Genomic DNA, 20829 nt, shown 5'->3' on the forward strand with positions numbered 1-20829 from the left:
ATGTCCCGCACCTTTATCGTAACGGCCACGCCCCCCACACCGAACGGTGACTTTCACGTCGGACATCTTTCGGGGCCCTATCTCGGCGCCGACATCTTCTCGCGCTATCAGCGTATGCGCGGCAATCAAGTCCGCTATGTCTGCTCGGCCGATCGCAACCAGAGCTATGTCGTGACCACGGCCGAACGCCTGGGCAAGAATCCCGATCGCATGGCCACCGCCTGCCATGGCGAAATGCGCCAGACGCTGGAAGCCGCCGACATCCACATGGATGCGTTCAACATGGTGGACGATGACCACGTTGCCTTCGTCCAATCCTTCCTCGCAAAGGTGGAGGCCAATGGCCACGCCGTGCGCAAACCATGGCGTTTCCCCTATTCGGTGTCAGAGGATCGCTATCTGTTCGAATCCTTTGTTTCCGGCCATTGTCCGGTCTGCTGGTCGCCGACAGCGGGTGCTATCTGCGAGGCTTGCGGCCATCCCAACGATACGCGCACTCTCGAACTGGTTTCCTCCAGCCGCTCGGCCGGCGACATCGACTATCGCGAGGTCGAGATCGCCGTCCTGGAGCTCGAACGTTTCCGCAGCCAGTTCACGGCCTTCTACGAAAGCAAGCGCGGCATCTGGCGACCCCATGTCGTCGAATTTGCCTTCGAGATGCTGTCCAAGCCGCTACCGGACTACCCTCTCACCTATCCGTCCGACTGGGGCATCCCCGCCCCCTTCGCCGGCCTCGAAGGCCAGGTCCTGAATGTCTGGGCGGAAATGCTGCCAGGCCTGATCAATTCCACGCGGATCGCGGACGGCGAAAAGTCAACCGGCGACGGTGGAAGGACCGGCCTTTGGAGCCTTGGCCGGCAGGCCGAGCTCGTCGAGTTCCTCGGCTATGACAACAGCTTCTTCTTCACCTTCGTGCATCCGGCCCTGGCCTGGGCCCATGGCGATTGCAGGATCGTCGACACCATTCTCACCAATGAATTCTTCGAACTCGAGAACTTCAAGTTCTCGACATCGAAGGGACACCTGATCTGGGGACGCGATCTTCTGCGCGAACGGGACGTCAACGCCGTGCGGTTCTATCTTGCCCTGGCAAATCCCGAATATCAGAAGATGAACTTCACGCAAGGCGCCATGGACCAACTGGTCGAGGTTCGCCTGTCCCGGCCTTATAAGGAAGCGGCCAGCGGCATCCTCGAGGCGGCCGCGGCACTCGGGTTATCGGGCCAGCGCTGGCGTATCGACGAGCGGACCGCGGGGAGTCTTGGCGGCGTGCTTGCTCGCTTCGCCCGTTTCCACGAAATCGAAACCTTCAGCCCCCAGCGTATTGCCGAGCATCTGAGCCAGCTGCTGGTGCGCATTGCTGCCGGCAGCCGGCATGCCCTTTCGCCCCGCCTCGCCAGGGCCGAGGCAATCGAGGAAGTTCGCTACCTGGCGGCGCTTTTCCAACTGGTCCTGCCGCTCATAACCCGCCCCTTGATGCCCGCCTTCAGCGATCGCCTCAGCCAGGCTTTCGCGAAAGGCGCCACCGACGCCTGGCCAGCCAGCCTGGCTGGCCAGGAGTGTCAGATCGAGGCTGCGACCTATGGCCAGGCGCTCGCTGCCGCCTGGTTCGACCGGGAACCCGCCCTGAGGAGAGCATCGTGAAGCCTCCCGTCATCGACATCATCGGCATTGGCTTCGGCCCGGCCAACCTCGCCCTCGCCGTTGCCCTCGACGACGCCGGCTTTTCCGGGTCCCTCCACTTCATCGAGGCCCGGCCCGCATTCGCCTGGCAGCCCACCATGCTGCTTCGCGGCAGCGACATCCAGCATAACCCGCTGCGAGACCTGATCACCCCCGTCAATCCCAGGAGCCGCTACGGCTTCGTGAATTACCTGCATCAGTCGGGGCGTTTCTTCGACTATCTCAATCTCGGCAGCGCCTATCCGCTACGCCGTGAATTTGCGCATTATGTCGGATGGGTGTCCGGGCACTTCTCGCATCTGGTTTCCTATGATCGGACCGCGAGCAGTCTACAGGTGGTTCACGGCTCCGGTGCGGACCGACTGCTCCAGGTCGATTGCGTTGACGGCAGCCGCTATCTGGCTCGCGCTGTCGTCGTAGGACCGGGGCGCAGTGCCAACATCCCGGAGGCTTTCGCCGGCCTCCTGGGCGAGAAGATCTTCCACCTGTCGGACTATCTGCCCAGGATCACGCAGTTGTCCCAGCCGGAGAAGATCGTCGTCGTCGGCGCCAGCCAGAGTGCCGTCGAGATCATGCTCGATCTCGATGGCCGCTTTCCGCAAGCCGAGATCTACGGCCTGATGCGTGGTTATGGCTACAGGCTCAAGGATACCAGCCCCTTCACCGGCGAGATCTACTTTCCGCAGTTTACAGATTACTTCCATGCCGCCTCCTGGGACGGGCGGATGGCGCTGTCCCGGGAACTGAGATCGACCAACTACTCGGCTGCCGATGCCGATGTGATCAATCAGCTCTATCTCCGGCGCTATGAATCGCATCTGGAGGGAAGGCCGAACCATCTCAACATCATCAACAACGCCGATATCCGGCGTTGCATCTCTGATGGCAGCAAAACCAGACTCACAATCCAGGATCGCTATGCGCAGGCAGTGCGTGAACTGGCGGCGGACGCAGTGGTCCTCGCCACCGGGTTCCTCGACTTGGGAAGCGGCGGCCAGCGGGAGCTGATCCATCCTCTCCTGAGCGACCTTTGCGGCGACTATGAGTTCCACCCTGTCCAGGGCCTCGCAGTTGCGAGGGACTACAGCTTGGTGGGGTCGGATGCGCCGCCGGTCTATCTCAACGGCCTGTGCGAGAGTTCCCACGGCTTCGGCGATGCGGGCTCCTTCTCGCTTCTTTCGATCCGGGCACGGGACATTGCAATATCCGCCGCCCAGCGTCTCGACAGACGGGCGCCGATACGCCCTCCTCCGAAGCTGGCGACCGCCATGCGTGCTTAGAGCGTTTTTCAGGAAAGTCGATAGACGTTCCAATTAAGAAAACGCGTTAAAACAAAGAGTTAGAGAAAAATGATGTTTCGAAGACAAGTCATTTTTCTCTAGCGCGGCTTCCCAACGAAACAAGCCTGCCCCTGTTCGAGATAGTTCGGACCACGATCCGCCAACCATGCCGCACAACCTGTATCCAGTATGGAGAATGCCAAGATGACAGGTTCCATCGACAATACTCACGAATTGGTCTGCATCGGCTTCGGCCCAGCGGCGATTGCCGTGGCCGCCGCCATCGAGGACAATGTCCGCGCCGGCTCGTTGCCCCCCGACATGCGCCACAGGGTCGTCTTTCTGGAAAAGCAATCGAGCACGGCCTGGCAGGGCGGCCTCCTCCTGCCGGGGACCAACATCAACCACAACCATTATCGGGATCTGGCAACGCCGAGGGACCCTGGCAGCGCTTTCACCTTCGCGCGCTATCTCAAGGCCCAGGGCAGGCTGTTCGAGCACGGCGCCTGGAGCGGAGCCGTAAGCCGGATCGAATGGTCCGACTATGTCGGCTGGGCCGCCGGCCAGCTCGGCCAGTATGTGCGCTATGGCGAAGCCGTGGAATCGATCGGCCCCGCTTCGGACGGCGAGCGACGCACCCTGACAGTCACCTCCGGCAAGGGGCGCTATCGCGCCCGCCAGGTGATGCTGGCTTGCGGCATGGAACCCTTCCTGCCCGAACAGTTCGAGGCGGTTCCCCACCATCTCGCCCGTCACGCCGGCAACTATCTCTATTATCGCAAGGAACTCGATGAGCGCATTCATGCCTCGGCCGGCAGACCCCTTCACGTCGCCATTGTCGGCTCCGGCCTCAGCGCCGCGGAAATCATGCACGATCTGTTGACGCGACATGGGCCCGACCGCATCCATGTCACGTCGCTTCATCGGGGACTGCCGTTCCGGCAATATGACATGTCCCAGTTCTCGAACCAGATCTACATGCCGCCCGAGGCCGTTCGCTTTTCGGCGGCAACGCCGGCCGCCCGGCGCCGGATCTTCGAAAAATCCTGGGCTACCAATTTCTCGGGCGTCGACGCCGAATGCTCGGCGCAGGAATGGAACTTCCTCTACGAACGGCGCCTGATGGGACTGTCGAACGCCACAATCATAGACCGGCACGAGATCGATACCGTCCAGGAAATCGGTGGGCGCATCAGCCTTCGACTACGCGACATCATGACGGAAGACCATGCTGCCCCGATCGAGGCAGATTTCGTCATCCTCGCCACCGGATATCGCGATACCGCGCCCGATCGCCTGCTTTCGGGCATCGAGAGCGAGGTCGAGCGCGAATATGACGGCCTGCTCGCCATCACGCCCGACTACAGGCTCAAGACCTCCGACCGGGTGAGTGTGCCCATCTGGATGAACGGCCATTGCGAGCATACGCATGGCATTGCCGATACGCAGTCCTTCAGCCTGATCGCCTACAAGGCGGAAAGGATCTTCGAGGGCATTCGATCGCACCTGCAGGCCAGCCTGCCGCACCCGATCGATCAGCGCAGCAAGGAGAAAAAGCAGATGAGTGCCGCCTAAGGCATCTTGCGGCTTGAGGCAGCCGCCAGTCGCAAGGGGCGCTCCAGCCAATCCATCGGATTGGCTTGGAAACCAGGCGTTGGGGCAAACAGGCATCCCGCCATGAACGCGCTTGTTCCAGCGCGCTCGACAAACTGTTCTTCAGGGAGATTGAAATGTCCATTGAAGTCATCGAGCGACACGAGTCGCAGGTTCGCACCTATTGCCGCCATTTCCCCGCGCTCTTCAAGCGGGCGGAAGGAAGCCATGTCTTCGACTCCCAGGGCCGACGATATCTTGATTTCCTGGCGGGGGCCGGCTCGCTCAATTATGGACACAACAATCCATATCTGCGCGAGGCCCTGATCAACCATCTCAATGAGAATGGTATCTGCCAATCGCTTGACCTCTACACCACCGCCAAGGCCGAGTTCATGGAGGCCTTTTTCGATCATGTCCTGACGCCGCGAAACCTGGCGGACTATCGCGTTCAATTCGTCGGTCCCACCGGCACCAACGCCGTCGAGGCCGCCTTCAAGCTCGCCCGCAAAGTCACCGGCCGGGCCCAGATCGTCGCCTTCACCCGTGGCTTCCACGGCGTGTCGCTGGGTGCCCTGGCCGCCAGTGCCGAGAACGGCAAGCGCCGGGCCGCAGGCCAGCCCCTGAACAATGTCCTCAGGGCGCCGTTCGAAGGCTATTTCGGCCAGAAGGTCGATACGATCGCCATCCTCGAGAAATTTCTCGATGATCCCAATTCGGGATGGGAGGCTCCCGCAGCCTTTGTCGTTGAGGTGGTCCAGGGCGAGGGAGGCCTCGAATCCGCCTCACCGAGCTGGCTGCAACGATTGGCCGCCCTCGCCAGCCGGCTGGGATCGCTGCTGATCGTCGACGAAATCCAGACCGGCTGCGGGCGTACCGGCGACTTCTTCGCCTTCGAGGCCAGCGGCATCAAGCCGGACCTCATCTGCGTCTCCAAGTCGATCAGCGGTTTTGGATTGCCGATGTCGTTGCTGCTGATACGCAGCGAGCATGATCAATGGGCACCCGGCGAACACAATGGCACTTTCCGCGGCTCGAACCTGTCCTTCGTGACCGCGGCAGCCGCCATCCGTCATTACTGGCTCACCGACGATTTCATCGACGAGCTGCGCGCCAATGCGGTCATCGTGCGTTCGGGGCTCAATGAAATCGCCTCGCGCCATCGCGGCGTGACCGTGATGGGCCGGGGCATGATGCTCGGCCTGCGCTTTTCCGCAGAGGGCCGCGCCGACGCCGTGTCCAGGGCCTGTTTCGAGCAAGGCCTCATCGTCGAGACCTGCGGGCCGCATGGCAACACGCTCAAATTGCTGCCGCCCCTGACGACGCCTGAAGCCCTCCTGGAAGAAGGGATCGAGATCATTGCGCGCTGCACGGCCTTGAGCGAGCCCAGAACCGAGCTGCTTGCGGGTGCTGCGTGAGCGGATGACGACGGTGGCGGCACCGTGGATGCCCATCTCGGCCGCCGCCTCTTCGATGGCGCATGACGCCCGATCTCCTGCCACGGAGGACTTTGTTCTTGAACAAGCATCTGCGCATCGGACTGGCCGCCAATGACGGCGGTGCTCACACGCAAGAACTGCTCGATGCCTTCGTGGTGGCCAAGGCCTGGCTCGGCGTCGAGGCGTCCTACATCTGGGAGAATGACGAACGTGAGCCAAAGGCGGCGGCGCGGGCCGCCCAACGCATGGCCGACAGCGGCGTTCCCATCGTCGTCGGCCATCTCAGCGCGGCCGCGGCCGTCGCCGCCGTTCCCGTCTACGCAGCACGGAACATGGCTTTCATTGCCCCGGCCACCAGCCACCCGCGCCTCAATCCCCAGGGTTGGCCCGGGGTATTGCGGGCTTTCGGCACGGACGGCCAGACAGCGCAGTCGATGGTGGCGATCGCTCCCCCCGGGGAGAGCTCCGCAATCTGCTTTCAGCGCCAGACCTATAGCCAGGCGCTAGCATCGGAACTGCGGCAACGGCTCGAAGCGAAAGGTCACGCGCCCGCTTTGATCGAAATCACCGGCGACGCCGGCCTTGCAGCGTTACCTTCAGGGGTTTCTACGCTCTATATTGCAGGAATTCACGAATTCTGCGCCGACGTGGCGAGAGAAACAAGAAAACGGAAACTCGGTTGCACGATATCCGTTGGCGATGATTGCTATACGCCCAGTTTCGTCCAACGAGCATCCGGAGCGGCCGAGGGATGCCGCATCTCGACCCAGATCCTCTCCGCCCTGCTGGGCGAGAGTGACGATGCGCCGGCCCAGGGATATCTCCCAACTTCGGTCATAGCCTTGACGGTCGCCCTGCAGGCAACAGCTCTTTTTCCCGAGCTGAACGGAGCCGAGCTTGGGGAGGCCATTCGAGCCTGCAGCTGGAACACGCCCTATGGCGCGATAACGTTCGACGAACACGGCAATTTGCGCGACCTGAGCGCCGTATCCTTCGTGGTCGACAACGGAACTATCCGCCATTTCCGAGGGACCGCGTCCTAGGAACGCGCTCGGCCCGTATCATCGATACGGGCCGAGAAACGTCTTCTGCTCAAATCTACCAGAAGATGGAAATAATGCCTGAATCAATCCGTATAATAGCGATAGGTGATTAAAATCTGGATCGAGAGGAAAGAGATTACAGAAACAGGATAGATATATTTTGCAGCCGGGAGAATGACGGTAAGTATCTGATCACTCATTTTTGCCTCGCAAATTTGGTATCGCTCTTGCCATAAATATTTTGTGCGACTGTGAAGAGCAGATTGGAAGATAACTCTGGAATACCGATAGTAGTCATCCTTATCGACTGATCGTAGGAAATCGTCGGCCCGATCCTGTAATCAACCATCACCGAACGAACGGCACATTCCCTATCGCCATTGTTGTGATAATAGCTGGCAACTGCCTCACAAGTTTGTCGGGAAGCCGGTTGTTTTGTAAGAAAGTGTCGCAGGGCCCTGTTAAAACCAGAGCGAGCGCAAGTGTCCTGGCTTTTGCGGCATTCGGAGAATGTGCCTCGTCGGAGACGAGCTCCGAGCCAGGCAATGCCGGGCCGTTAGCAGCGACGGAATCGTGACGGCGATACACTGGAAGCGTTGATGACATCGCGAATGGCACCTGCCCGATCGAGCATCCGTAGGGGCGGTCCCAACGGTATCCAAATGTCACAGGGGGCGCCGGCGCAAGCTTTTCGACAAATCTCCAGCCAGCCGGCGAAGTCACGCGACAAACGGTGCTTACGGTCATGCCATGCAACTGGAGGCTGGACCGTGACATCCTTTGCAGATTTTTCCACGCGATCGAAAATCGTCGATGATGAGGTGCCTTTTGTCGGCGACCCGGCCTATGAGCAACTGGATGGCCCTGCTGCCATCGCCTATCGCCGCGCCGGCGGCACGCTTTTCGATATCCTGGTCATCGCCTCGATTCCCATGATCATCGTCTTGAACCTGCTCGTCTCGCCGGATCCGCAGGCAAAAGACCCGACCGGTCCTATTTCAGTCGCTACAATCACCGGCTCATCGCCGACGGCGACAACATCGCGCCAAATATACCTGTCGTCCATCAAATCGGCCAAGCTGTCCTGCGCCCTTGCGATTTGAAGCGCGCGCCTCAAATCACCAGACGCCACAGTAGCTACGGCGCACGCTTATCGTGCCGATTGAAGGGGTTGGCATACCGTCCCATGCTCCGAAAGCCACGACATGGGTCCATGCTAGGGTGATGGTAGTATCGACCGGAAGACGCACCGTAGCGCGACGGCATTGACCCCTGCGCGCAGTCACGCTCGGGCCCGGCGGGCGGTGACGAGCGGCAGACCGATCACTGCCCGCAATCCCTTGGTCTGGTTGAAGAGCCGGATATCACCGCCATGGTGGCGGGCGATAGCCCGGGCAATCGATAAGCCGAGGCCGACCCCGCCCGTTTCACGATTGCGCGAATGCTCGAGGCGGAAGAAGGGAGCGAACACCTGTTCGCCCGCATTCTCCGGGATGCCTGGCCCATCATCTTCGACGACGATGTCGATGCTCTCCGCCGAGCGCGCCAGTGTTACCCGAGCACGCTCGCCATAGCGTACGGCGTTCTCGACCAGATTGCGGATGGCACGCCGCAAGGCGTCGGGGCGACAACGGTAGCTGATCTTCGGGCCGTCGAGAAAGGCAACGTTCTGGCCGATCTCGACCAGATCGTCACACAGGCTTTCCACCAAGGCGGAGAGATCGACGGTGCGGGTGGTCTCGGCGGTTGCCTGCTCGCGCGCAAAAGCCAGTGCCGACTCCGTCATGGTCTGGATCTCGGCAATGGTCTTGAGCATCTTTTCCTGGATCTCCGGGTCCGAAACAAATTCGGCTCGAAGGCGCAACGAGGTCAGCGGCGTGCGCAGATCGTGCCCGATGGCCGCGAGCATGCGGGTGCGGTCTTCGACGAAGCGCTGCAGCCGGGCCTGCATGCGGTTGAAGGCCTCGGCAGTCTGCCGGATGTCGTCGGGGCCCGACTCCGGCAAAGGCGGCACGGCCTCGCCTCGCCCCAGCAGTTCCGCTGCGCTCGCCAGGCGTCGCATCGGCCGGGCAATGCCCCGCGCCACCAATATGGCGATGACTGACAGCACCAGGGCGGTGATGCCGAGGGAGAGAGCCGATTGCGAGGTCCAGAAGGTGTTGTGATAGTTCTTGGCATAGGCGGCGTTGAGCCACATCCCCCGATCGAGCTCGACGGCCAGCCCCATGCCGATCGCGGTGTCGAGATATTGAAACTTCGCCGGGCGGGCGAGCAGCCAGGACTGGGGTGCGATCTCCATCCAGCGGGCCGGTTCGCTGGCAAAAGCAGCACCGGCTGGCGTGTCCGGGACGGCCGCCATCACCGGGCCGCGGTTCGACTTGGGATGAACAGGCATTTTAGCAGGAGGGAGTGGCTGGTGAAGGCGCACCCAGGCGTCCTTGGCCCACGCCGTCGCATCGACAGGCTCCTGGTCTGACAACCAGAAGCGCGAATAGATCGTGCCGCTAACGGCAAGAATGTCGCCATGGACCGCATCCGGCGTCGCATTCAGCGACAAAGCGAGCGAAGCCGCCCGGCTGAAGAACTCCCCCTTGGCCGCCGCCCGCATGGCCTGGCCGCGCTCATCCCAAGAGACGAGAAAGCCGATGCCCTGCGAGACCGCCAGGGCCAGCAGCATGAATGTGATGATCTGGGCAGCCAGGCTGCGCCGCCACAAGGTCATCATGCCTGTTCGACCTCCGCGGTAAAACTGTAGCCGCCGCCCCAATGAGTCTTGATGAGCATGGGATTTTTCGGATCGAACTCGATCTTCTTGCGCAGCCGGCTGACCTGGTTGTCGATGCTGCGGTCGAAGGTGTCGGCCGCCCGGCCGACCGTGAGATCGAGCAATTGATCACGGCTCAGCACCAGGCCGGCATGGTCGAGGAAGGCCGTCAGCAGCCGGAACTCGGCCGTGCTCAGGGGGATGGCGACACCGTCCGATCCAGCAAGCTCGCGGCGGCCGACATTGAGCTGCCAGCGATCGAAACGCAGGGTCTTGGCCTTCAACGCACCGCGCTGGGGCGGCAGGCTGTTGACCCGGCGCAGCACCGCCTTGATCCGCGCCAGCAATTCGCGCGGATTGAACGGCTTGGTGAGATAGTCATCAGCCCCCATTTCGAGGCCGATGATCCTGTCGGTGTCATCGACCATGGCCGTGAGGAAAATGATCGGCACCACCGTGGTGCTGCGCAGATGACGGCAGACGCTCAATCCGTCCTCGCCCGGCATCATCACGTCGAGGATGATGAGATCGGGCGCATTGCGTTCCAGCAGACGCCGCAACGCCGCCGCGTTCTCGGCCACGCTGACGCGATAGCCATGCTGTGTGAGATATTTGCCGACGAGGTCACGGATGTCACGATGATCGTCGACCACCGCAATATGGGGCACCGATTCCATGCATGACACTCCGACCTAAGGCGACCGGGACAAGGCAGGTTCTTCGTACCGCATCCATCGCTTCCTGTTCCACTCTCCATTGTAATGGCGTCGTAGCGGGCTGGGTAGACCGGCCGCGATGGCAAATCGACTTGAACTGTATCGAATTGTATCCGGCCGATATCGCGCCATAGCTTGTGACACTTTTCCTGCGCCTGCCAGAATTCTGCAGATCTCGCCGCTCGCGCGGCCCCCGGACTCGATGGCGAGAATTTCCTCGCCCTCGAGGAGACATCGACTTCTCGGCTAGGAAACCTCGATCGCGGTCGTGACAGGTTTTCGGCGGCTTCCTCCTTCGAGCATCCGGCACAGCACATAGAAGACCGGTGTGCAGACAAGGCCGAAGGCGGTCACGCCGATCATGCCGAAGAAGACGGCCGTGCCCAGCGACTGCCGCATCTCGGCACCGGCACCCGTCGCCAGGAACAGCGGCAGCACGCCGAGAATGAAGGCGAGCGAGGTCATCAGGATCGGCCGCAGACGTATGCGGGCACCCTGGACCACCGCCTCGACACGGTCGAGCCCCTCCGCTTCGGCCTGGCGGGCGAACTCGACGATGAGGATGGCATTCTTGGCCGCCAGGCCGATCAGGATGACAAAGCCGATCTGGGCCAGGATGTTCACGTCCATCGCGAAGATCAGCAAGCCGCTCACGGCCGACAGCAGGCACACGGGCACGATCAGCAAGACGGCGAGCGGTAGCGTCCAGCTTTCATATTGGGCCGCCAGCAACAGAAAAACGAAGACGACGGAAGCACCGAAGATCAGAAGGCCGGTATTACCGGCAAGCCGCTCCTGGAGAGCCACCTCGGTCCATTCAAAGCCGAAGCCTTCGGGCAGGTTGTCGCGCGCGATCTGTTCCATTCGGTCGAGCGCCGTGCCGGTCGACGTCCCCACCGCCGCGGCGCCCTGTATCTCCGCCGCCGGGTACTGGTTGAAGCGCGGAATGCGATAGGGCCCAGACTTCTCCTGGAAGGTCGCAACGGCGCTCAACGGGACCATGGCACCGCCATCGCCGCGCATCTTGAAATTGCCGATCGAGGTAAGATCCGTGCGGTAGCGCCCATCGGCCTGGGCCCGCACCTGGAAGGTTCGGCCGAGCATGTTGAAATCGTTGACATAGGCCGAACCCAGATAGACCTCGAGCGCTTCGAAGATGCTTCCGGCGGACACCCCCAGCATCTGCGCCTTGATGCGATCGACATCGGCATAGACCCGTGGGGTAGCCGTGTTGAACGGCGAGAAGGCGTTGGCAATCCCGGGCGCCTGCGATGCGGCGGCCAGCACCTGCTGCGCTGCTGCCTCCAGCGCCTGGGGCGACTGGCCATTGCGATCCTGCACCATCAGCTTGAAGCCGCCGGCATTGCCCATCCCACGCACGGAAGGAGGCTTGATCGGGATGATGCGTGCTTCATAGAGATCGGCGAAGCGCGCTTGCAGCGAGCCGATGATCCGATCGGTGGTCAGTTCCTGGCGCTCGCGCTCCGCATAGGGCTTCAGGATGGTGAAGGCGATGCCGCTGCTGGATGCATTGGTGAAGGTGGCACCGTCCAGCCCGGCAATGGCCACGACATTTGCGACGCCCTCCGTGGCAAGGAGCCGGCGCGAGACCTCCTTCATCACCGCATCGGTCCTGCTCAGGGCCGCACCCGGCGGCAGTTGCACCGCATTGATGATGTAGCCTTGGTCCATCACCGGGATGAAGCCGGTTGGCGCGCGCGCAAATTGCCAGCCGGAGAAACCGACGAGGCCGGCATAGGCGACGAGGACGAGAACACTGACACGCAGGAGCCGCCGGGTCATGCTGCCATAGGCAATGGAGAGGCGGTCGAAGCCGCGGTTGAACAGGCCGAAGAAGCCGTGGAGCAGGCGCATCGGCAGGAAACGGCGGTGCGTCTGGTCTCCGGCCGTATGCGGCTTCAGCAAGAGCGCGCACAGGGCCGGGCTCAGCGTCAGCGAAACGAAGGCGGAAATGGCGGTGGCCGCCGCCACGACGACGGCGAACTGCCGGAAGAATTGACCCGAAATACCCGACATCATGGCGGCGGGCACGAAGACGGCGCACAAGACCAGCGTGATGGCGATTAGCGCGCCACCGATCTCGTCCATGGAGCGGTGGGCGGCCTCTCGCGCCGAATGCCCGGCGGCAAGATGGCGCTCGACATTCTCGACCACGACGATGGCGTCATCGACCACGATGCCGATCGCGAGCACCAGGCCCAGCAGGGAGATATTGTTGAGGGAATAGCCCAGCGCCGCCATGACAGCAAAGGTGCCGACCAGGGATATCGGGATCGCGAGGATGGGAATGATGGCGGCGCGCCAGGTTTGCAGGAAGAGGAGCACCACCAGGACGACCAGGCCGATGGCCTCGAAAATCGTCTTGTAGACTTCGCGAACCGACTCCGCGACGAATTCGGTGGGATTGAAGGGAATGGCGTAGCTCAGGCCGCCGGGCATCTCCGCGCCGAGACGCTTCATGGTCGCCGTCACGCGCTCGGCCGTCTCGATGGCGTTGGATCCGGGTTGCTGGAATATCTGGATCGGCTGGGCCGGTTGGCCGTTGAGATAGGCCGTGCCGCGGAAACTCTGTGCCGTCAGCTCGACGCGGGCGACATCCCGGATGCGGATGACGCGTCCCTCGGCATCGGTGCGCACGACGACGTTTTCGAATTGCTCCTTGTCGGTCAATCGCCCGAGCGTTTCCACATTCAGTTCGAAGGCCCCCTGGCGCGGCACCGGCGACAGGTTCATCACCCCTGCCGACACCTGGACATTCTGTGCCCGAAGGGCCGCCACCACCTCGCCTGCCGAAAGATTATGGACCGAGACCTTGTCCGGATCGAGCCACACGACCATGGCGTAATCGCGGGACGCGGCGAGGCGGACATCGCCGACGCCGTCAAGGCGCAACAATGCATCGCGGATACGCAGCGTGGCATAGTTGGCCATATACAAGGGATCGCGCGAGCCGTCCGGGGAGAAGAGCTGCACCACCATCAGCAGATCCGGCGAGGTCTTGCGCACGGTCACGCCGAGGCGGCGGACCTCCTCCGGCAGGCGAGGCTCCGCCACGGCCACGCGGTTCTGCACCAGCACCTGGGCTTCGTTGAGATCGGTACCGAGCTGGAAGGTCACGGTGAGAGTGAGCTGGCCGTCACCGGTCGCCTGCGAGGACATGTAGAGCATGTTCTCGACACCGTTGATCTCTTGCTCGAGCGGCACGGCGACCGTATCGCCCACCGTTTCGGCCGAAGCGCCGGGATATTGGGCCTGGACTACGACCGTCGGCGGGGCGATCTCCGGATATTGGGCCAAGGGCAGGGTAAAATAGGCGGCCACGCCAATGATCACGACGAGGACGGACATGACCGTCGCCAGGATCGGGCGATCGATCGAGAGATGGGCGATGCGCATCCGTCTACTCCGCGAGGCCGGCCGTCTGTATGGCGATGTTGCCCGGTTGGGGCGCGACCTTCTGGCCAGGCCGGGCCCGCAGCAGGCCGTTGACGACGATACGATCGTCGGGGCCGAGCCCGCTGGTCACCACCCGCAACCCATCCGGCCGGCTGGGCCCCAGCCCGACGGTGGTGGCCTGCAGCGTGTTGTCGGCTCCCAGCTTGAGCACGATGCGGGTTGCCTGGTCGGTGAGGATGGCGGTCTCCGGGATCAGCAAAGCCGCATAGTCCCCGGAAGCAGCCATGCGAACCCGGCCGAATTGGCCGGGTGTGATGGAAAGGCTCGGATTGGGAAGCGTGGCGCGGGCGCGGATGGTTCCGGCGCCCGGCTCCAATCGGTTGTCGACGAAACTGATGACGCCACCATGGGACCAGGCCGCCTCGCCATCCGGCCGGGCCTGGACAGCAACGCCCTTGTCGCGCATGGACGGCATGGCTCCTGCCTTCATGACACGCTCATGGCGCAGGAAGTCCCGTTCGCTCATGTCGAAGATGAAGTCGATCGGATCGAGCGCCACTATAGTGGTGAGAACCGTGCCGCTATCGGAGACGAGACTGCCGACATCCAGCCGTCGGTTGGAGACCCGTCCGGCAATGGGGGCTCGAATGGTTGCGAATTCGAGATCCAGTTCAGCCCGGCGCAGGGTGGCCCGTGCCGTCTCGATCGCCGCGTCGGCCGCTGCCTTTTGTTGCAGGCGCTGGTCGAGCGTTGAGCGCGAGACGGCAGCCGTGCCGACCAGTTGACGGGCCCGGTCCAGTTCCTGGCCGGCCAGCTCCGCCTGCGCCCTGGCGCTCTTCAGCTGGGCGTTGGCCATGTCGAGCGAGGCCTGATAGGTGCGCTGGTCGATGACGAAGAGTACCCGGCCTTTTTCGACCAATTGTCCGTCTTCGAAATTGATGGCATCCAGATAGCCTGGCACCCGTGCCCTGATCTCGACCATCGCACTGGCCTGGAAGCGGCCGGCGAATTCCTGTGTGTCGGCGACACGCATTTGCAGGGGTTGGGAGACGACGACCGCGGGTGCGGGACGGATGGATGCCGGCGTCACGGCCGCCCGTGCCTGATAGAGGCTCCATCCGGCGGCGCTCATGCCCACCAGGATCGTCAGGCCGGCCAGCCCTGTGATTGCCTTTATATTCTTCAAGTCCGTGCTCCGCGCCATGCGTGCTGCCGACGTTCCGCCTGCTGCCGGAGCGCCTTTATCGCGGGCCAGATTGATTGAGGCCTGTCTTGAAAGTGTGCCGATCAAGGGGGCAGATTGTCGAAGGATGTACCCGGTTTGCTGCGTTGCACAATTTGCGACAAAGCCGGTATCTTTTGCCCGGGGGTACCTATGGCGTCCGTCGAGCCAAGACAGCCACCATTTAGAGGGTGACTGATGTCCGCTGGATCGAAGATTTGGTTTTTTCTTCGTTTCTGCGACAAATAATCTTATTTCTCGAAGTAAAAATTAAATCGTAACTATCAACATCATCTAAAATTGAACTTGTTCGTTTAGTAAATAATATATAAACAATTTAATATATATATTGATTCAATTTTTATGAAATTAAATCTATTTTTATTTCGTATGGTATGAACAGAATATAACCCTAGGGCATGAAGCGCCGGCAGAAAGCATAAGAAGATGCGACTAGCTCTTTCCTGAGGAAATTTTTGTCGTTGCGGTACCTTGTAAAAATCAGAACACCATCTAAGGTCATCCGCAGCTAGTCTGGGTATAATTCTGCATGAATTATTCAGTTACAGTGTTATGCGGGGCTTGAGAATTTCGTATTGAAAGGATGACATCAACGTCCGGAAGATTGGGCAGACAATTCTCTCTCAACATGTATTCGACTGAGCCGAAAGCAATTTTTTGCTCAAGCCATATGGCGCGCGCCGTTTGTGGACTCAATATCGGGGTGGAAATGTAGTGTAGCTTGATAAGGCGACGCACTGTTATGCGACGAATTCCTGGATTTAGTTGCTTATTAAGATTGGATGCGAGTCTTTTTTCTTTTAGGGATTGCACAGCATCATGATCAGCAGGCGTGTTCTATTTCTGGCAGCACCCATTCTCGCCGTATCGCCGGTTGCTGCAGCAACGCAACCCGAGCAACCCGACATGCCTCCCGTAACAACGCCGTTGGCCGGAGACATCGACGAAATTCTGGCACGCAAGTCCCTCGTCGTTGCCATGCCGGGTTTCCAATCCTTGCCATTCTTCGGAGGAAGCAACGACAGGTCGCAGGGCATCGATGCCGACACCAGCCAGCAACTTGCTGACGCCCTCGGCGTGCAGCTGGTCCTCGACCGGAGTCCTTCCACTTTCGATGGCGCGGTTGCGCTCATCCAGCAGGGCCGCGCCGACATCGTCGTCGCCAAGCTGAGCCGCACCCTCAATCGGGCACGAAACATCAGTTATTCCCACCCTTATGCCCGACTGAGCCATGCCCTGATCATCAATCGGGTCCGCTTCGCGGTCCTCTCGACTGGGCGGCAGCCGGAGGAAGTCGTGCGCTCCTTCGATGGCGAGCTGGGCGTAATCGCCGGATCATCGTTCGAATATTACGCGCGAGCCAATTTCACCAAGGCGAAGGTGCGCACTTTCCTGGCCTGGCAGGAACTGGTCGCGGCAGTGCGAGACGGCCGCGTCGACGCGGCCTACCGCGACGATCTGGAAATCAAGCGGCTGCTGCACGAGGACCCGTCGCTCAGCATTGTGGCGCGATCCGTTACCTTGACCGATCTCACTGACACGATCGCGATCGGCGTGCGCCGAGGTTCCCCCTATCTCCTGGAATTCATCAATCTGTTCCTCGAGTTGTCCGGCCGCGACAAGCCCATGACGGCCGACGAACTGGTGGACCGCTACCTGCACAAGGCCTGACGTCATGAGTTCCGTGTCCGTTTCGAGCGAACATAAACTGTCGACCTGGAATGTCGGCCTGCGGCGCATCTCGCAATCGCCCTGGACGGTCATCGCATCGGTGATCCTCGGTGCCCTCTGCGGCGCGTATCTGCCGGATTTCGCCAAGTCCCTCGCCCCGATCAGCGACGCCTATCTCAATCTGTTGAAGATGGTCGTCTTGCCCTTGATCGTGTCGGCGACGGTCTTCGCGATCAAGTCGATGACCCGGGATCCGCAAACTGCCGCCTATCTTTCCAGGGTTGTATTGGCGATCGTCGTAATATCCGTGGCAACGGTCGCGATCACGGGCATGGTGACATTGCTGCTGAAGCCGGGCGTGATTACCGACGTGCAGGAACGCATCGAGCTCGGCATCGTGCTCAACAGCAGAGGGACCATCGGCACGGACCTGCAGATGACGCTGGCGCCGCCCAGCAAAACGCCCTCGAACGAAGGCGTTTTCTCCGGCCTGCTGGAGTTGATACCCAGCAACATCTTCAATTCGCTGTCGGTGGGCAATACCATGCAGGTGCTTGTCTTCTGCATATTGTTCGGCATCGGCATCGGCCGCGTCCCCGCAGCCACCTCCGTCAGCTTCGCCAATGCACTCGAGACGATCTACCGGGCCTGCCTGATCATGACGGGCTGGTTCAACGTCCTGCTGCCCCTCGCCTCCTTCGCGATCATCGCCAGCCAGACCGCGTTGACCGGTGTCGAGCCGCTGATGCTGATGGTCGGCTTCATCGCCACCTTCGCCATTGCAACGGGCATCATCATGATGCTGTCGCTGCTCGTGGTCTGGTTTCGCAGCGGCGAGAACCTGTGGGCGACCTTCAAGGCCCATCAGCCCCTGTTCATGATCGCCATCGCGACCCGTTCCAGCACGGCGAGCATCCCCTGGATCATCAGCCTTGTCGGCGAGCGCCTGCGCTTCAACCGCATCGTGGTGGAAATGCTGGTGCCGCTTCATGTCACCATGTTGCGCGCCGGGCCCATCATGCTGTTCGTCTGCGGTTCGTTGTTCATCGCCCAGCTCTATGGGCGTTCGCTCAGCACGAGCGATTACGTCTACATCGCCGGTGCTTCGATCCTGGTCGGCCTGACCACTGCCGGAATGAGCGGTGCGGTAACGCTATCGCAGATGGCCATCCTGTGCGCCCATCTGAACCTGCCCTTCGAAGCCCCCTTCGTGCTGTTTCTCACCATCGACGCGCTGACCGACACCATGCGGACGCTGACGATCGTATCGACGATCGCCGCGGCGACGGCCGCGATCGCGCCCAAGGACCTGGCCCAGCATCCGGTCGATGACAGCGAGGAGTACGCGCTCAACCTGCCCAAAGCAGAAGCTGCAGCATGACCGGCCGGCTCCTGCGACCCCGTCTCGGTGTCGTTGGCGGTCTCGGCCCTCTTGCCACCGCGGACTTCTATCGCAAGACGATCGACGCGGTTCCTGCCGAGAACGATGCCGACCATATCTCCATGGCAATCTTGAGCGTGCCACAAATACCGGACCGTTCAGGGGCGGTCCGCGAGGGCAATGACAAGCCACTGCCCTGGCTGATCGAAGCGGTCGAGATGCTCAACAGCCTCGATGTCGAAATCATCGCCATCGCCTGCAATACCGCCCATCACTGGTACGACGCCCTGTCCGAAGGCTCCAGGGCCGAGATCATTCACATCGCCGACGCGGCAATCGACGCGTTGCTTCGCCAGTACAGGGGGAACAAGGCGGCCGTCATGGCAACCCGAGGTACCCTGCATTCGGGGTTCTACCAGCAACGCCTGCAAGAGGCGGGCATCGCTTGCCGCAACCCCATCGGGCCGGCTTTCCAGGACGCCGTCGATGATGCGATCCGGCAGGTGAAATTGGGCAACCTCAAACAGGCAAAACTCGCCTGCGCGGCGGCCTTCGAGCACTGCCGGGAAGACGGACTGGAGGCAGCCATTCTCGCCTGCACGGAACTTCCCATCGCGGCAGAGGACATGGTGCCGGAGGGCATGTTGGTGATCGACGCCTCGCGAGCCTTGGCCCTGACCTGTGTTCAACGACTTCGCAATCCAGATCGCAGGCGCAATGCCGCCATGTGAGGGGCCCGGATGTCTGAGGTTTTCGACGGAGACCCGAGGCCACTAAGCCATTTTGCCGGGCGACAAAGGCTTATGCGTATGCGCTGCCGCCGGTCTCATCGGGTCCATGGCTCGCGGCGCATCGAAGGCCTTCGCACTGGCCGTGAGAACGACGCTGCCACCCCGAGGCCTGTTGGCTGGAGAATCATTCAAATCGAGGGCCCATCCGTCTCAACCGAGGAAGTACAGCATATGTCCACGCGCTACGCCAAGATCGTCATGTGCCTCTGCCTTGCCGCTTTCGCCTTTCTCGTTACGTTTGGCAATATTACCGACTATGGCTCGAACTACGAATTCGTAAAGCACGTCCTGTCGATGGACAGCACGTTCCCAGGCAACAGCTTGATGTACAGGTCGATCAGCACTCCGGTTTTATGGAATTCTTCCTATATTCTGATCATAGCCGGTGAAGGAATTACCTGTATTTTATACTTAGCTGCGACCGCTTCGCTCTGGAAAGCCCGTCACGCGCCGGCAAGAAGCTTCCATGCTGCCAAGAACTATGCCGTCATGGCGTCCACGATCGGTTTTCTCGTCTGGTTCTTTGGCTTCATGGTAATCGGCGGGGAGTGGTTTGCCATGTGGCAATCGTCAACCTGGAATGGCCAGAATCCCGCCTTCAGATTCTATGTCACCATTCTCCTCGTACTGATCTTCATCATGCAATCCGACGAGGACGTCGAACGCCCGACGGCGTGAGAGGGACCTGACCTTTTGCGAGCCAACGGGCTGCCGTCCGGGACGTCACGACAGTGGAATGGTCATGCGCCGATAGATTGTCGGCCGCGGCGCCCCTAGCGCCCTGCCCATTATTTGCCTGGCGAGGGTGAAGACTGGGCATAGTTCGGGCTTGTTCCGGGGGCCGAAGTCTCTTTTGATGACTGGCTAAGAAACATGATGAGGCAGCAGAGTGCTGATCGCCCATTTATCCGATCCCCACTTGCGAGAAAAAGGCCATCTCTATCAGGGGCTTGTGGACTCCAATGCGATGTTCGATCTGGCGATTGAAACGCTCAAAGCGTTCAGGCCGGAGCCAGACATTGTCATCATCGGTGGCGATCTGGTCGATGAAGGGGCCGAAGCAGAATACGAGACCGTCCGGCACGCGCTATCCAGATTGCGCCAGCCCGTCTATGCGATTCCAGGCAACCACGACGAGCGGGAGGCATTCAGGGCCTGTTTCAGCGAAACAGGCCACCTGGTGGCGGCTGGCCCTCTCCATTTCGATACAGGTGGGCGATGGCCGGTCCGTGTGATCGGCTTCGACGTCACCGTTCCCGGCCAGCATTACGGAGAAATCGATGATGCAGCCCTCCTCTGGCTCGAGAAAGCGCTGACGGAACACCCGGATCGGCCGACCGCCATCCTGATGCATCAGCCACCGATCGATAGCGGCATCGATATCATCGATGCCTATAAATGCCTTCGTGGAGAGCGCCTTGCCGAGCTATTGCTCCGCCATGGCAATGTCGAGCGCGTCCTCTGCGGACATATTCATCGTTTCATGCAAGCGCGGTTCGCAGGAACCACGCTCCTGACCGCACCGAGTACCGCAACTTCCATCGCGCTCCGCCTGACAGAGGGCGCCCCACCTGCCTCCTATGTCGAGCCACCGGCCTTCTTGTTGCACCATTGGCGGCCCCGACAAGGCCTGGTGACCCATTGGGTTCCGATCGGACGCTTTCCTGGGCCGATGCCCTTTTTCTGAACGACGACCTCGTTCTACATCCGGTATCCGCTTTTCGGTACGATGCGGCAAAACGTGTTTAGACGGAAACGCTATTTTGCTCTAACTCTTTGATTCGACGCATCTTTGCGATTCTTGGCAA

At 61.1% G+C, this 20829-nt stretch carries 15 protein-coding genes; 11 read left to right on the plus strand and 4 right to left on the minus strand.

Annotated elements, in window-relative coordinates:
- The 6 genes from ACN6KF_RS32975 (at position 1) to ACN6KF_RS33000 (ending at position 8141) form a co-directional block, all read left to right on the plus strand.
- The gene (locus tag ACN6KF_RS32975; protein WP_434961095.1) at positions 1-1644 is read left to right on the plus strand and encodes a class I tRNA ligase family protein; all 1644 of its coding nucleotides are present in this window, start codon (positions 1-3) and stop codon (positions 1642-1644) included.
- A complete protein-coding gene (locus ACN6KF_RS32980; protein WP_434961096.1) occupies positions 1641-2963 on the plus strand; it encodes a SidA/IucD/PvdA family monooxygenase in 1323 nt (440 codons plus the stop codon). The genes ACN6KF_RS32975 and ACN6KF_RS32980 overlap by 4 nt, the downstream gene beginning before the upstream one ends.
- A gap of 204 nt (positions 2964-3167) precedes the next feature.
- On the plus strand, positions 3168-4538 hold the full coding sequence (locus ACN6KF_RS32985) for a SidA/IucD/PvdA family monooxygenase (protein WP_434961097.1): 1371 nt from the start codon (positions 3168-3170) through the stop codon (positions 4536-4538).
- A 155-nt stretch (positions 4539-4693) separates the two neighbouring features.
- Positions 4694-5974, plus strand: a complete 1281-nt coding sequence (gene ectB / locus ACN6KF_RS32990; protein WP_434961098.1) for a diaminobutyrate--2-oxoglutarate transaminase — start codon at positions 4694-4696, stop codon at positions 5972-5974.
- A gap of 98 nt (positions 5975-6072) precedes the next feature.
- Positions 6073-7038: an ABC transporter substrate-binding protein gene (locus ACN6KF_RS32995; protein ID WP_434961099.1), complete on the plus strand. Its 966-nt coding sequence runs from the start codon at positions 6073-6075 to the stop codon at positions 7036-7038.
- A 770-nt stretch (positions 7039-7808) separates the two neighbouring features.
- Complete coding sequence (locus tag ACN6KF_RS33000; protein WP_434961100.1) at positions 7809-8141, plus strand: hypothetical protein; 333 nt, start codon at positions 7809-7811, stop codon at positions 8139-8141.
- 179 nt (positions 8142-8320) lie between these two features.
- Here ACN6KF_RS33000 and ACN6KF_RS33005 read toward each other — a convergent pair whose 3' ends face one another.
- The 4 genes from ACN6KF_RS33005 to ACN6KF_RS33020 form a co-directional block, all read right to left on the minus strand.
- The gene (locus tag ACN6KF_RS33005) at positions 8321-9763 is read right to left on the minus strand and encodes an ATP-binding protein (protein WP_434961101.1); all 1443 of its coding nucleotides are present in this window, start codon (positions 9761-9763) and stop codon (positions 8321-8323) included.
- Entirely contained in the window at positions 9760-10479 is a 720-nt protein-coding gene (locus ACN6KF_RS33010) for a response regulator (protein WP_434961102.1), read from the minus strand. Before ACN6KF_RS33010 ends, ACN6KF_RS33005 begins: the two co-directional genes overlap by 4 nt.
- A 285-nt stretch (positions 10480-10764) precedes the next feature.
- Positions 10765-13935: an efflux RND transporter permease subunit gene (locus tag ACN6KF_RS33015; protein WP_434961103.1), complete on the minus strand. Its 3171-nt coding sequence runs from the start codon at positions 13933-13935 to the stop codon at positions 10765-10767.
- 4 nt (positions 13936-13939) lie between these two features.
- The gene (locus ACN6KF_RS33020) at positions 13940-15121 is read right to left on the minus strand and encodes an efflux RND transporter periplasmic adaptor subunit (RefSeq protein ID WP_434961104.1); all 1182 of its coding nucleotides are present in this window, start codon (positions 15119-15121) and stop codon (positions 13940-13942) included.
- Positions 15122-15997: 876 nt separating this feature from the next.
- Between ACN6KF_RS33020 and ACN6KF_RS33025 the strand changes: the two genes are divergently transcribed.
- The 5 genes from ACN6KF_RS33025 (at position 15998) to ACN6KF_RS33045 (ending at position 20708) form a co-directional block, all read left to right on the plus strand.
- On the plus strand, positions 15998-16849 hold the full coding sequence (locus ACN6KF_RS33025; protein ID WP_434961105.1) for a substrate-binding periplasmic protein: 852 nt from the start codon (positions 15998-16000) through the stop codon (positions 16847-16849).
- Between the two features lie 4 nt (positions 16850-16853).
- Positions 16854-18230 (plus strand): dicarboxylate/amino acid:cation symporter, encoded by a 1377-nt coding sequence (locus ACN6KF_RS33030; RefSeq protein WP_434961106.1) that lies wholly within the window; start codon positions 16854-16856, stop codon positions 18228-18230.
- Positions 18227-18961, plus strand: coding sequence for a cysteate racemase (gene cuyB, locus ACN6KF_RS33035; RefSeq protein ID WP_434961107.1), 735 nt, complete (start codon positions 18227-18229; stop codon positions 18959-18961). The genes ACN6KF_RS33030 and cuyB overlap by 4 nt, the downstream gene beginning before the upstream one ends.
- 231 nt (positions 18962-19192) lie before the next feature.
- Positions 19193-19699, plus strand: coding sequence for a DUF2165 family protein (locus ACN6KF_RS33040; RefSeq protein ID WP_434961108.1), 507 nt, complete (start codon positions 19193-19195; stop codon positions 19697-19699).
- A 211-nt stretch (positions 19700-19910) separates the two neighbouring features.
- Entirely contained in the window at positions 19911-20708 is a 798-nt protein-coding gene (locus ACN6KF_RS33045) for a phosphodiesterase (RefSeq protein ID WP_434961109.1), read from the plus strand.
- The last annotated feature ends 121 nt before the right edge of the window (positions 20709-20829 follow it).

This window comes from Labrys methylaminiphilus subsp. lupini, assembly GCF_051161885.1.
Classification (GTDB): domain Bacteria; phylum Pseudomonadota; class Alphaproteobacteria; order Rhizobiales; family Labraceae; genus Labrys.

Bases quoted from the DNA above. Each gene is read 5' to 3' on its own strand.
- ACN6KF_RS33030 (WP_434961106.1), top strand. From the start codon at position 16,854: ATGAGTTCCGTGTCCGTTTCGAGCGAACATAAACTGTCGACCTGGAAT.
- ACN6KF_RS33025 (WP_434961105.1), top strand. From the start codon at position 15,998: ATGATCAGCAGGCGTGTTCTATTTCTGGCAGCACCCATTCTCGCCGTA.
- ACN6KF_RS33015 (WP_434961103.1), bottom strand. From the start codon at position 13,935: ATGCGCATCGCCCATCTCTCGATCGATCGCCCGATCCTGGCGACGGTC.
- ACN6KF_RS32985 (WP_434961097.1), top strand. From the start codon at position 3,168: ATGACAGGTTCCATCGACAATACTCACGAATTGGTCTGCATCGGCTTC.
- ACN6KF_RS33040 (WP_434961108.1), top strand. From the start codon at position 19,193: ATGTCCACGCGCTACGCCAAGATCGTCATGTGCCTCTGCCTTGCCGCT.
- ACN6KF_RS33010 (WP_434961102.1), bottom strand. From the start codon at position 10,479: ATGGAATCGGTGCCCCATATTGCGGTGGTCGACGATCATCGTGACATC.
- ACN6KF_RS33005 (WP_434961101.1), bottom strand. From the start codon at position 9,763: ATGATGACCTTGTGGCGGCGCAGCCTGGCTGCCCAGATCATCACATTC.
- ACN6KF_RS32975 (WP_434961095.1), top strand. From the start codon at position 1: ATGTCCCGCACCTTTATCGTAACGGCCACGCCCCCCACACCGAACGGT.
- ectB (WP_434961098.1), top strand. From the start codon at position 4,694: ATGTCCATTGAAGTCATCGAGCGACACGAGTCGCAGGTTCGCACCTAT.
- cuyB (WP_434961107.1), top strand. From the start codon at position 18,227: ATGACCGGCCGGCTCCTGCGACCCCGTCTCGGTGTCGTTGGCGGTCTC.